The organism is Gordonia sp. NPDC058843 (assembly GCF_042743165.1).
In the GTDB taxonomy this organism is placed as follows: domain Bacteria; phylum Actinomycetota; class Actinomycetes; order Mycobacteriales; family Mycobacteriaceae; genus Gordonia.
On sequence record NZ_JBHYNC010000026.1, the window covers coordinates 10,293 to 22,927 of the forward strand.

The window sequence follows — 12,635 nt, forward strand, 5'->3', positions numbered from 1 at the left end:
GACGACTACACCACCCGCCGCAGGACCCCCGGCACTGCCTCGTCCTCGGCGGCAAGCGCGAGCACTTCTCCGAAACCGGCGACGAGACAGTCCGCGAACAGCTCGAGGTCGGTGACCGCGGCACCGTCGGAATTGATTCCGAGACAAGCTGTCCCGTTGTGGGTGATCATCGTCGCCATCATCGCGCAGCCGGGAAGCGGGCCGAAGGGGAACATCCGCTCGACCTTGGCGCCGGCCACGTAGGTGTCCCACGGGATCCCCGGCACGTTACTGGCCTGGAGGTCGTTCTGACTGGTTGTACCGCTGAACTGCATGAGGACGGTGCCCGGTAGCCAGGCCATCACCGAGCCGAGGGTGTTGAAGATGTCGACGGCCGGCTCGTGCCGGGCGACGCGTACCTGTTCGCGGATGGTGAGCACCCGCTCGAAGGGGTCGGCGATCCCGACCGGTCCGGCCAGACGCCCCACCGCGATCCGGTTTCCGCCGGCCGGGTCCTCGGGGCGTCGTACCGAAATCGGGATCGCGACGGGCATCAACTCGATCGGCGCCCCCATCTTCTCGTGGTAGAGACGGAAGCCGCCGACGAGCCCGGCGAGGTAGATGTCGTTGATCGATGCGCGGGTCGCCGACGCCGCCGCCTTGAGGTCGGAGAACGGGACCTCGAAAGCGCTGAAGCGCCACGACAGGCTCCGGTGTGCGAGCAGCGGAGAACCCGGCGGACTGACCAGGCCCGCCACCCGGGGCACCGATCGTCCGTATCGCAGAACAGAACTCAGCGCCTGCCGGGGATGCGCCAGGGCGCGGACGCCGCGAAAGGTCGTGTCGACGCGATGCGGGATCCGCCGGATCTCCTCGCCCACCTGCCGGCGGAGCAGGTCGAGGGCAGTGATGTTCACCGGGTCGGGGCTCGGCGGTTGTGGCTTACCCGGATTGTGTTCTCGGGTGGGTGAATGCAGCTGGGCGAGTCCGATGATGGCACCCATGCCGTCGGTGAGCGCATGATGGGCCTTGAGGAAGTACGCCGCCCTCCCGTCGGGCAGGCCTTCGATCAGCGTGCCCTCCCATGGTGGCCTCGCCGCATCGAGGGCGGTCATCGCGAGCTGCTCGCAGGTCACGAGTAGTTCACGCATGCTGCCGGTGCCGCCCAGGCGGATTCGGCGCAGATGGTAATGCAGGTCGAAGTCCGGATCGACCGCCCAGCTGGGTGTTCCGGTGCCGAACGGCGAGTCGACGACCCGCTGCCGGAACCGCGGGGCCATCCGGCTTCCCCATTCGTGCGCGGCCACGAGGCGGTCCCAGTCCGGGGCGCAGTCGTACACCTCCAGCATGCAGATGGTCCCGCGCATGCGGCGGTCGGTGTCGCCGCGCCACATGATGGTGTCCACCGAGCTCATGTGCGGCTCGTTCGCCCAGTCCAGGGGCCGGTCCACGCCGTCGGTCAGGTCCGTCTCGTCGCTCACAGCTGCCTCTCTTCGGGAACCTCGACCGGTGGCCGGGCCCCGTCGTCGGCGAAGAAGTCGAGCGGCCAGTCGGCGAGGGCGCTGACGTACATCTGCCGAACCTCCTCCGCGCGGTCACCGATCTCCTCGGGCAACCAGTCGCTGGTGTCCACCGGTGGTAGGACCATCACCTCGACGGTGCCCGGACGGATGAGTTGCGCACCACGCCACATCAATTCACCGGTGTTGCGGAGGACCACGGGCACGACGGGAACGCCTGCCTGCATGGCGATGTGAAATGGCCCCTTCTTGAACCGGCCGATTCGCGGAGTGGGCGAGCGGGTGCCCTCGGGGGCCACCACCAGCGACATCCCCTCATCTCGAAGCGCTTTGACGGCCGGGGCCAGCTGTTCGATCGCGCGGCCCGGGTCGGCACGGTCGATGAACACCAGCCCCGCCTGCTGCAGGATCTGCCCGACCACCGGGACCCGCTGCACCTCCTTCTTGGCCACCCCGGTGGCCTCGGACCGGACCAGGTTGATCATCACCGGCAGGTCGAGTTTGGACTGGTGATTGAAGAGGAACACGCACGGACGTGAGGACGTGAGGTACTCGCCGCCCTCGAGGACCTGCACATGGATACCGGCCAGCGACAACCCGACGTCGGTGCCGGTCGGCAGGGCCTCGACGAGCGCTTGAGGGTCGCGTCGGACGAGCCCGGTGGTGATCCCCACCGCCGCGGATGCGAGAAAGGAGCTGTAGAAGGCGCCGGTCCGGGCCAGCATCCCGAGCCGGTTGTACGTCGGATTCTTCAGGTCGATGATCGGCCAGCCGCGGGACTCGGCCTCTGACCGGAGGATTCGACGCGGCGACACCGCCGCCGGGTTGCCCACCGACTCGAGGTAAGGGATGTCCTCGTTGCCGTCGCTGTAGGCGAACGAGGCCGCGAGATCGATGTCGTGCTCGCGTGCGAGGCTCCGTACGGCGGCGGCCTTTCCCGGCCCCCAGAGCGGACGTCCCCAGATGTTGCCGGTGACCACCCCGTCGACGACCTCGACGTCGGTGGCGAGCGCGAAGTCGGCCTCGATCTCCCGTGCGATGGGCTCGATCTGAAAGCGTGTCGCCGACGACGCGATGACGATGGTGTGCCCCATCTCCCGGTGCGCGCGCAGGATCTGCCACATCTGCGGCCGCAACTTGGCTGCCGTCTCGTACTTGAAGAGGTGTTCGCCGAACTCGATCAACTCGGCGTACGTCTTGCCCGCGAAGGTGGGTCGCGTGGCGTCGAGTACCTCCGCGTAGTCCTGCTCGGACACGACGCCGCGCAGCCCGATCAGCAGGAAGTCGGCGAGTTCGCCGAACCCGAACTCCATGCTGCGCAACCGCGCCCGCATGATGGCGGCTGCGGAGAACCCCTCGATCAAGGTGCCGTCGTAGTCGAAGAGCGCGGCGACCTTCTTGCCGGTGGGCGCGGACCGGATGGCCCGCATGCGGTCGGTGAAGGCACTCACGGCGCGGCCTCCGACCAGACGGCGGGTTGGATGTCCTCGATGGAGGCGATCCGTGCCAGCCGCTCGCGCATCGATTCGACCTCGTCGAGCCAGTCGCGTCTGGCGGCCGCGAGGTCCGCGATGTCCTCGCCGTTGATCAGGTTGCGGTTGTCGGCGAGCTGATAGCAACCGTCGTAGAGGTCCTTGGACACCGAGTCCTTGCTGCGCACAACACCTTGCAGCGACAACTGACGGCCGAGGCCCAGACAGTCGGTGATCAGGTCGTCCTTGTCGCGGGACATCGTGCCGAGTTCCACGAGCTTGGTCGCGAAGACGAGCTGGGCGTCGAAGAACGGCTGCAGTGTGCGCCGGGCGAGGAGGCCGCCGGTGTGGCCGTGCAGTACCTCGTAGGTCCACTCCTGGGTCGGGGTGACGGCACGCCATCCCGGGGCGAGCAGGTCGAGTTCGAGGCCGAGGCGATGCAGGAACTCGGTTTTGGGTGGGAAGAAGAACTCGAACTTGAGCAGGTCGCGGATCCGCAGGGCCTCACGTTGCGATGCGGCCAGCAGTCCCTGGTCGGCGATCGGACCGTCGGCGGTCTCGTCGTATCCGGCCGGGGTCTCGTCGGGCGGGACCCCGTCGGCCCGGACCTCCCCATCGGCCACGGCGAGCATGGCGACCTCGACGATCGCCCGGTCGACGAAATGGTGCAGCGCGCCGTTGCGGTAGTAGGCGGCGACCGCATGGTTGTCGGGCACGATGGACCACACCGGCTCGGACCCACCCTCGAAGCAGCTCACCACGCCGTTGCCGGCGAGGACCCGCAGGGTCTGGGTCAGGCCGACCCCGCGACACAGCGTCGGATCCGGGCCCGGCAATTCGCGCCGGAGTATGTAGTCGAGCAGCGGCGCCAGGATGTCCTCGATCTCGGTGAGGGTGTACGCGCGATCCTGCGCGCCGAGAAGCGCGAAACCGGCCAGCGAGGTCGCCGAGATCGGTGTGGCGGAATTGATCTCGTCCATCACCCGGAAAGCGACCTTCTCCAGTCGGGCGCGTCCCTCGCCGGCGTCGTCGAGAGCGGTCCGCAGCGAGATGGGCGTGCCGAATCGAACCCGCGCCTCGCCCAGATAGTCGCGCTGCGCCTTCGCATAACGCAACAACCACCCGACTCCCTCTGGTTTCTTCGTGCCACCGGCATCCTCGGCAGCCATCGCGCCGATCTCCTGGAGCTGGTCGTACACGATCGACGTCGGCACGATCGTCACGTCGGCCTCCTCGAGCTGGCCCACGGCATCGACGACATAGGTGAGCAGGCCGAGTTTGGGCTTCCGCAGCTTGCCGGTCCGGCTGCGACCGCCCTCGATGTACCACTCCAGGTTGAACCGCTTCTCCACGATGTAGGCGAGGTAGGAACGCATGGCGAACTTGTAGATCGGGTCCGTGCCGAACTTCCGTCGGATGAAGATCATGCCGGCGCGGCGTGCGACCGGACCCACGGGCCAGAAGGAGAGGTTGTTGCCGCCCAGGACGAGATTGGGTGGAAAATTGTTGGTGCGCAACACTTTGGCAAGGACGAGCGGATCGACGTAGGACCGGTGGGAGGGCAGGAAGATCAGGCCGGTGGATTTGTTGAGGGTGCGCAGGGTGTTGAGATTCTCGACGTCGACCGTGACGTTCCAGGCCCGCTCATGGAGGCGGTTGAAGGTTGCCGAGAACACGTCGTCCATGAGGCGGCTCTGCGTGGCGACGAAGGTCGAGAGTTTGTCGGTGGCCTCGGCGACCACCGCATCGGTGGGCCGTCCCAATTCGGCCGCGAGCTTGGCCGCCGACGTCTGGAATCGTGACGAACTGCTGATCTGCTCGGCGACCAGCCGGGGAACCTTGTAGCGGTCGCCGACGATCTGACGTTCGGCTCGCTCGGCCGACATCGACGCCTGGAACACCACGAACTGGGCGAACGGTTCGCCCTGTGCCTGGTGATGGGTGTATCGAGCGCGCAGTTCTTCGATCGTGGCGGGTGCACCGGCGACGACGCGGAGACTGTCGGGTCGTCGTCTGCGGATCAGGGGCTGGACCGCGCCGAGTGGACGCCGTGGGTTCGACAGCACCAGCACGTCGCCCAGTGTGACCCGGCGCTCGCCCTGCCGGACCGCTGGTAGCCAGACCGCCCGGACGGGCACGAGAAGTGTCTCCGGCGCCATGCCGTCGAAGTCGATCTCCGCCGAACGGCAGATCGTGGCGTCCGGGTAGTTGGCCGACGTCCACTCGCGCACCGCGCGCATCTCGCACGACGTGCGGGCCTTGGTCAGCACCACCACCGGATCGTTCACCTGCATCACCCTCACGTCTCCTCGGGCCGCACCACGCCTCATTGTGACGTGGACTACACCGGGGAGGGCGGGTTTTCGTCAGGACGGCCGGCGCGCCGCCAGGACCTTCGCGCGGACCTCGTACGGCCAGATGTTGCGCCCCGGGGCGACCGCGTCGACGGCCCGCAGCATCGACGCGGTGCGCGCCAGACTGCGCCGGTCGGACCTCGACGGCGTCAGGCCCAGGTGTCCGGCGGCCACGGGGTGTTGGATCGCGCGAACGGCGGGGGTCGGAAGTGCGCGAAAGTACCAGTAATCGGGCCGCAGCAGCTGTTCTCGGTAGAGTCCGAGACCCGGATCGGGATCGAGTTCGGTGGCGAGAGCGTCGTCGAAGTACTCGTGGAAGTCGCGCAGCGTGGTCGGCAATGAGCGAGCGGAGATGCCGTATCGGCCGTACCACTCGCAGGTCTCGGCGTACAGGCGTTCGCGATCGTCGGGCTCGAGCCCTCCGAAGAAGGTGTCGACACAGGCGAAGAGCGCGTCGACGTAGGTCGCGTGCTCGAAGAGGAAGACCTCCGGGTTCAGGGCGTGGTAGCGCCGGCCATCAGGGCGTCGGCCGTGAAAGTGGTCGTGGCTGTACCGAATTCGGCGCACAGCGTCGAAGTCTTCTTCGTACGCCGAGCGGATGACGCAGGGAGTCGTTCGACGCTTGTGGACGAACACGCGACTCTGGACGACCGAGAACTCATGCGTGGCCGACGCGATCGCCGGATGCAGCATCTGTAGCGAGGTGGCCCGACAGACGGACATCACGAATCGGCGATCGCCCACGTAGCGCCACAGCAGCGAGTTCTCGTCGAGTGGCACGCGCGTCTCCCGTTCGGCGATCCCGATATCTGACCACGAACGTTATCAGATATCGGAAGAGGCTCCGGAGACGACGAAACGCCCCGTCCGACCGTGAGGCCGAGTGGGGCGTTTCGCGAAAGTCAGGACCTCAGAGCGCGCTGACGTTGGTAGCCTGGGGGCCCTTGGCACCCTGCTCCACGTCGAATTCGACACGCTGATTCTCCTCGAGGTTGCGGAAGCCGCTACCGGTGATCGAGGAGTAGTGGACGAAGACGTCTGCGCCCTGGTCGTCGGGAGCGATGAAGCCGAAGCCCTTTTCGCCGTTGAACCACTTGACGGTTCCCTGTGCCATACTGCTGTACTTCTTTCTTCAGTGAGCGCAACCACCAAGACCGATGGCTGCGGCATCAACTCTGTCACAGATGTCGACCGTTGGGAAACGCAGGGGACAATTGGTGTGACGCCGGGGGTGCTCGGGTACCCGAATTCTGGAACGAAATCCCGCCCCCGAGGGATGCCTGAGTAGTCTGGACAGGGCAGCAGGCGATCGACACGCGATCGAGGCAAGTCATGGCCGACAACGATCCGTTGACCACACAGCGCGATGCCGTTCACGACGTCGCCGGTGAACTCGTGGGGGCAGGTTTCGCCGATCCGGTCGAGATCGGCCGCGGTGGTTACGGTGCGGTGTACCGCTGCCGGCAGCCCGCGCTGGACCGAGACGTCGCGGTCAAGGTCCTCACCGATCACCTCGACGAGGAGAACCTCGAGCGGTTCGTACGGGAACAGCGGGCAATGGGGCGGCTGTCCGGGCACCCGAACATCGTCAACATCCTCGAGGTCGGATCCACGCCCGAAGGCTTTCCGTTCATCGTGATGCAATATCACCCCCACGCGTCGCTCGACGTACGCATCCGCACGGATGGGCCTCTCGCCTGGCGAGAGATACTGCGGCTCGGCATCAGGGTGGCCGGCGCCCTCGAGACGGCCCACCGGGCGGGCATACTGCACCGCGACATCAAGCCCGGGAACATCCTGCTCACCGAGTACGGCGAAGCGCAGCTCACCGACTTCGGGATAGCGCGAATCTCCGGTGGCTTTGAAACCGGCGCCGATCTGGTCACCGGATCGCCCGCGTTCACCGCCCCCGAACTGCTCGTCGGCGCGGCGCCGTCGGTCACCTCCGACCTCTACGGGCTCGGTGCCACCCTGTTCTGTGCGCTGACCGGCCACGCTGCTTTCGAGCGGCGCAGCGGCGAACAGGTGGTCGCACATTTTCTCCGGGTGGCGAGCGAAGGCGTCCCTGATCTCGCGGCCGCCGGTTTTCCGGACGAGGTGTCCGGCTGCATCGAACACGCGATGGCGCGCGAGCCTGCCGACCGTCCCTCGTCGGCGTCGGCGATGGGCGAGGAGTTGCGAGACGCACAACGGCGCCTCGGGGTCCCCCTCGACGAGATGGCGCTACCTGCCGGGGCGACGAGTCCCTCGACCCCGAGCCCGACTTCGACGACCCCGCGGCGCCGCACGACGATGAACCTGCCGATGCCGTCGACCAAGTTCCGGCCACCCGTACGACCGCGGGCACAGGTCACCAGAGCGCGCCTCCTCCAGACGCTGCGCGACGGGAAGCTGCGCCGTCTCACGCTCATCCACGCGCCCACCGGCTACGGGAAGACCACCGTGGCGGCACAGTGGGCCGAGAAGCTCGCGAACGATGGCGTGCCGGTGGCCTGGCTGACGGTCGACGGCAGTGACAACGACGTGGCCCGATTCCTCGCCGACCTCGTCGAGTCGCTCGGCCGGGCAGGTTCGGACGCCGTCGGCGAACTCGCGTCGGTGGTCGAGGAACACGGGGATCGTGCCGAGGAATACGTGCTGACGTCGGTGATCAACGAAGTCCATGCACGAGGTCGACGCATCGTGCTCATCGTCGACGACTGGCACCAGGTCGCCGACCCGGCGGTCATCGGTGCGATGGGACACCTGCTCGAGCACGGTTGTCACCATCTGCAGGTGATCGTGACCAGCCGCACCCGTGGCGGCCTTCCGGTCAGTCGTCTGCAGGTACACGATGAGATCATCGAGATCGACATGGCTGCTCTGTGTTTCGACGTCACCGAAGCCGCGAGTTTTCTCCGCGACGTCGCGGGGCTGGACCTGGGACGCGAGCAGATCACCGAACTCTGGTCGTCCACCGACGGTTGGGTCGCGGCGCTCCAACTCGCGTGCGTGTCGCTGCGCAGATCCGGTGAGCCGTCCGAACTGATCGGTGACATCTCGGGCCGCCATCAGGCCATCGGGGACTTCCTGGCCGAGAACGTCCTGGGCGTCCTGGAACCGAAAGTCCTGCAGGTCCTGCTCAAAGTGTCTCTGCCGGAGCGGATCTGCGCGGACCTCGCCACCGTGTTGAGCGGTGAGACACGTGGGCAGGCCATGCTCGAGGAGATCGAGGCGCGAGACCTCTTCCTCACCCGGGTGGATCAGGCCGGCGAGTGGTTCCGATTTCACTCGCTCTTCGCCGAGTTTCTCCGCCGTAGACTCGAACGTGATGAGCCACAACTGATCACGTCATTGCACCGCCAGTCCTCAGAGTGGTTCGCCGGGCACGGCATGCTCAGTGAGGCCGTCGACCATGCTCTCGCCGCCGGCGATGCCGATCGAGCCGTCGAACTCGTCGAGACCGACGGCCGGTCACTGATCGAGCATTCGCGAATGACCACCCTGCTCACGCTGATGGAGAAGCTGCCACCGGTGACGGTCGCGGCCAACCCGATCCTGCAGTTACAGCTCGCGTGGGCGAATCTCCTCCTGCACCGTTCGGCGCTCGCCGACTCGTCCCTCGAGCGGGTCCGGATCGCCCTCGACCGACTGCCGCAGTCCGACGCGACCGCGAGGATTCGTCGCGAAGCCGATATCGCCGACGCCTGCGTGCGCGCCATCTCCGACCGATCGGACGGGCTCGACGAACTCGTGGCGCGCCTGGCGGAGAATCTCGACGGCTTGTCCCCCTTCCTCGTGTCGTCCATCCACAACGTCGGAACCCTCGGTGCCACCATGAGATTCGACTTCGACGAGGCGCATCGCTGGCAGCAACGCGCGATCCCGGCCCACCAGCGCAACACCGGACCGTACGCGGTGATGTACGGCTACGGATTGGACGGTCTCGCCTATCTGGAACAGCTGGATCTCGACCGCGCCGAGGCGTGTTTCCGCACGGGACTGCGGTTGTCGCGTGAACGCGGCTCCTCGACGCGGTCGCAGGGCGCCCGGCTCGCGTGCGCTCTCCTCGCCGAGATCCTCTACGAGCGGGGTGAGTTGGCCGAGACCGAACGCCTGCTCGACGAGAGCTTCCTCATCGGCGCCGCAGAGGGGATCGTCGACATGATCGCGGCACGGCACCTCATCGGGGCGCGAGTGGCGTTGTGCCACGGCGATCCGGAGGCCGCGGCGGGGTATCTCGACGAAGCCGTGGACGTCGCCGACCGGCTCGGAACCCCGCGACTCCGCGCTCTCGCCGAGAACGAGCAGGTCACGCGGCGGCTGCCGGCTCGTCGGAAGGTCGCGCCGCGCGTCGACGCCGACCGGGAAGTGCCGAGCGCGGGTATCGCCGCGATCGTCGCGCAACTCGATGCCGAGACCTCGATCCGGCTCATGCTGGACTCCGACGGTGACACCGATACGGCCGCAGTGGCGTGTCGGCGGGCGCAGTGGTGGGTGGACAGCCTGACCGGGACCGGACGGCGGCGAGCGTTGCTGAGGGCGCAACGACTGCTCGCTGTGTGTCTGTCGGCGGCGGGACGTCCCGGCGAGGCGCATGATCGAACCCTGTCGGTGCTGGAGCAGTGTGCTGCGGCCGGACTGGTCCGATATCCGCTGGATGGGGGTGACGAGTTCGGCCGGCTCGTCGAAGCTGTCGAGAAGAGCGTTCGTGCAGGTGAGCGCATCGTCTCGGCGTCGATGCCACCGGCGTTTCTCGATCGCGTGCTCGGCGGCGGACCCTTTCGCCGATGAGTCGCCGGGAATACCGGGACCGTCGGATCGACTTGAACGTGAACATGGCCGCCGACAGCCGGCCCCGAAACGGTCGGTCTCCGGAGGTCGACCCGGGCAGCTGCGCGGTCGACGTCGGAGACCCCTGCAGAAAGGACAAGCGCTCATGACAGTCCCCACGATCACGCTCAACAACGGAATCACGATCCCGCAGTTGGGATTCGGAGTTTTCCAGATTCCGCCGGAGGAAACGCGCGAAGCAACTCTCACTGCGTTCGAGGTCGGGTATCGCCATATCGACACCGCTGAGATGTACGGCAACGAGAAGGGCGTCGGCGAGGCGGTCCGGGATTCGGGCATTCCGCGCGAGGACATCTTCATCACCAGCAAGCTGAACAACGGCTTCCACGACTACGACGACGCGCTGAAGGCTCTCGACGGAACCCTGTCCGACCTGGGCGTCGAGCAGATCGACCTCTTCCTGATCCACTGGCCGCTACCCGAGGTGGGCGACTACGTCCAGACCTGGAAGGCCCTCGAGAAAGCCCATGCCGACGGCAAGACGCGCGCGATCGGCGTGTCGAACTTCCAGCAGGCGCATCTGCAGCGACTCTTCGACGAGACCGAGGTCGTGCCGGCCGTCAACCAGATCGAGGTGCATCCGTACCTGTCGCAGAATCCGTTGCGCGCGTTCAACTCCGAGCACGGTATCGCGACCGAGGCCTGGTCGCCGATCGCGCAGGGCAAGGTGACCGATGATCCGGTCATCACCGAGATCGCTCGGGCCAAGGATCGTTCGCCGGCGCAGGTCACCCTGCGGTGGCACATCCAGCGCGGTGACATCGTCTTCCCGAAGTCGGTCACCCGCGCTCGCGTCGAGGAGAACTTCGCCCTGTTCGACTTCGAACTCACCGACGCCGAGGTCGCCCAGATCGACCGTTTGAACTCCGACGAACGAATCGGCCCCGACCCGGACACGTTCAACTACATCCCGGAGTGATCTGACGCCCCGTCGACTGTGCACCGTTTTCCGTCGACTGTGCGGGTCGTTTCGTGCGGCTCGTGCAGCCTGAGTGCGGCGGTGCCTCCTGCTCCCTGGTGGTGCGGACGGTGCCTCTTGCTCCCTGAGGTGCGAGCGGCGACCTCCCTTGCTCCCTGAGGTGCGAGCGGCGCCCCATTGCTCCCTGAGGTGCGAGCGGCGACCTCCCTTGCTCCCTGAGGTGCGAGCGGCGACCTCCCTTGCTCCCTGAGGTGCGAGCGAAGCGAGCCTCGAAGGGCCTGGTGAGATACCTCGCGTAGCCCTTCGAGGCTCGTCGCTAACGCTCCTCGCACCTCAGGGAGCAATGGGGCGCCGCTAACGCTCCTCGCACCTCAGGGGGCTGAGCAGTCGTCGCTTTGCTTGTCGCACCTCAGTATCTGCGGCCTAGCGGCCGTCGTGGACCACGAAAGACCCCCCCTGCTCCCTGAGGTGCGAGCGAAGCGAGCCACGAAGGGTCTCGCAACGTGTCTCACCAGGCCCTTCGAGGCTCGTCGCTAACGCTCCTCGCACCTCAGGGGGCAGAACAGTCGTCGCTTGCGCTCCTCGCACCTCAGGGAGCAGGGGTTATGCGGTTCTTTCGGATTAGGGGGCAGAGCAGTCGTCGCTTTGCTTCTCGCACCTCAGGGACAAGGGGTTATGCGGATGATTCGGATTAGGGGTGGGTGGCGTCGCCAGCTGGGACATCAGGTCACGGAAGTGGTTCGCGGCGAGCAGGTTTCGACAACGAGGCACGTAACTGGCTGAACCGGAACAGTCCGGGCTCGCCGACGACGTCGGCGTACCTGTCGATGACGGCGCCGACGAAGTCGTCGACCGCGCTCTCTGGTAGCCGGCTCGTCCAATCCGATGCCCCGACCGCGAACCAGGCCCGGAAGTCGGCAACCGAGTCGAACTGCCACCGCAGGTCCTTGACCGACAGATCGTCGACGACGAATCCGGCGTCGGTTGCCAGCTCACCGAAGCGGATCGGTTGGACGTGGACGAACGGTGCGGTGAAGCCGTCGAACCAGCTCTGCCATCCCCGCTCCGCCGAGACCTCCATCGCCACGTCCTCGATGCTCGGTCTCTCGGTGGCGCAGACCATCTGCAACACTGCCCGGCCGCCGTCGACGAGACTCCGGGCGACTCCGCGCAGCGCCGCGCCCTGGTCGTGCACCCAGTGCAAGGCGTTGAACGACACCGCGATGTCGAAGTCGGCGTCGAAGGGCAGGGCCAGTACGTCGTCGACGTGGAACTGAACGCGCAGCACGTCCGGCGGGACCCGGAGCAGCGCGCGTTCGATCATCCGCCGCGAGGCATCAACGCCGACAACCGAGCCCGACGGGAGCCGGTCGGCCAGCAGCATCGTGATGAATCCGTCGCCGCAGCCGATGTCGAGCAGACGTTCGGTGCCGGCGAGTTCCAGGTCGCCGATCGACTCCTCGGCGACCATGCGCTGCAGAGCGCTCACGTCCGCGTACCGCTCGCCGTCCCAATCGACCATTGCGTACTCCTCGGTTGTCCGACCTCCGGTCATTGT

8 protein-coding genes are annotated in these 12,635 nt (G+C 66.8%); 2 read left to right on the forward strand and 6 right to left on the reverse strand.

The genetic code is table 11. The features are described 5' to 3' along the window. Positions 1–5 precede the first annotated feature (5 nt). The 5 genes from ACFW3F_RS16665 to ACFW3F_RS16685 all read right to left on the reverse strand — a co-directional run bounded on the left by ACFW3F_RS16665 (position 6) and on the right by ACFW3F_RS16685 (position 6,439). Positions 6–1,460 carry a wax ester/triacylglycerol synthase domain-containing protein gene (locus ACFW3F_RS16665; protein ID WP_388059246.1) on the reverse strand — a complete coding sequence of 485 codons (1,455 nt, stop codon included), beginning with the start codon at positions 1,458–1,460 and terminating at the stop codon, positions 6–8. Beyond that, positions 1,457–2,950 (reverse strand): HAD-IB family hydrolase, encoded by a 1,494-nt coding sequence (locus ACFW3F_RS16670; protein WP_388059248.1) that lies wholly within the window; start codon positions 2,948–2,950, stop codon positions 1,457–1,459. The genes ACFW3F_RS16665 and ACFW3F_RS16670 overlap by 4 nt, the downstream gene beginning before the upstream one ends. Continuing rightward, positions 2,947–5,265, reverse strand: a complete 2,319-nt coding sequence (locus tag ACFW3F_RS16675; RefSeq protein WP_388059341.1) for a glycerol-3-phosphate 1-O-acyltransferase — start codon at positions 5,263–5,265, stop codon at positions 2,947–2,949. The genes ACFW3F_RS16670 and ACFW3F_RS16675 overlap by 4 nt, the downstream gene beginning before the upstream one ends. A 72-nt stretch (positions 5,266–5,337) precedes the next feature. Continuing rightward, a complete protein-coding gene (locus tag ACFW3F_RS16680; protein ID WP_388059250.1) occupies positions 5,338–6,105 on the reverse strand; it encodes an oxygenase MpaB family protein in 768 nt (255 codons plus the stop codon). Positions 6,106–6,235: 130 nt separating this feature from the next. Then, positions 6,236–6,439 (reverse strand): cold-shock protein, encoded by a 204-nt coding sequence (locus ACFW3F_RS16685; RefSeq protein ID WP_004020476.1) that lies wholly within the window; start codon positions 6,437–6,439, stop codon positions 6,236–6,238. A 218-nt stretch (positions 6,440–6,657) separates the two neighbouring features. On the opposite strand from ACFW3F_RS16685, the gene ACFW3F_RS16690 reads away from it, so the two are divergent. Further along, positions 6,658–10,098 carry a protein kinase gene (locus tag ACFW3F_RS16690; protein WP_388059252.1) on the forward strand — a complete coding sequence of 1,147 codons (3,441 nt, stop codon included), beginning with the start codon at positions 6,658–6,660 and terminating at the stop codon, positions 10,096–10,098. A gap of 145 nt (positions 10,099–10,243) precedes the next feature. Continuing rightward, positions 10,244–11,077: an aldo/keto reductase gene (locus ACFW3F_RS16695; RefSeq protein ID WP_388059254.1), complete on the forward strand. Its 834-nt coding sequence runs from the start codon at positions 10,244–10,246 to the stop codon at positions 11,075–11,077. Between the two features lie 727 nt (positions 11,078–11,804). On the opposite strand, the gene ACFW3F_RS16700 is transcribed toward ACFW3F_RS16695, so the two are convergent. After that, positions 11,805–12,599, reverse strand: a complete 795-nt coding sequence (locus ACFW3F_RS16700; protein WP_388059256.1) for a class I SAM-dependent methyltransferase — start codon at positions 12,597–12,599, stop codon at positions 11,805–11,807. Positions 12,600–12,635 lie beyond the last annotated feature (36 nt).

What these genes read in the sequence shown, in the direction of transcription:
- ACFW3F_RS16700 (WP_388059256.1), bottom strand. Translation starts at nt 12,599, where the DNA reads ATGGTCGATTGGGACGGCGAGCGGTACGCGGACGTGAGCGCTCTGCAG.
- ACFW3F_RS16695 (WP_388059254.1), top strand. Translation starts at nt 10,244, where the DNA reads ATGACAGTCCCCACGATCACGCTCAACAACGGAATCACGATCCCGCAG.
- ACFW3F_RS16685 (WP_004020476.1), bottom strand. Translation starts at nt 6,439, where the DNA reads ATGGCACAGGGAACCGTCAAGTGGTTCAACGGCGAAAAGGGCTTCGGC.
- ACFW3F_RS16675 (WP_388059341.1), bottom strand. Translation starts at nt 5,265, where the DNA reads ATGCAGGTGAACGATCCGGTGGTGGTGCTGACCAAGGCCCGCACGTCG.
- ACFW3F_RS16690 (WP_388059252.1), top strand. Translation starts at nt 6,658, where the DNA reads ATGGCCGACAACGATCCGTTGACCACACAGCGCGATGCCGTTCACGAC.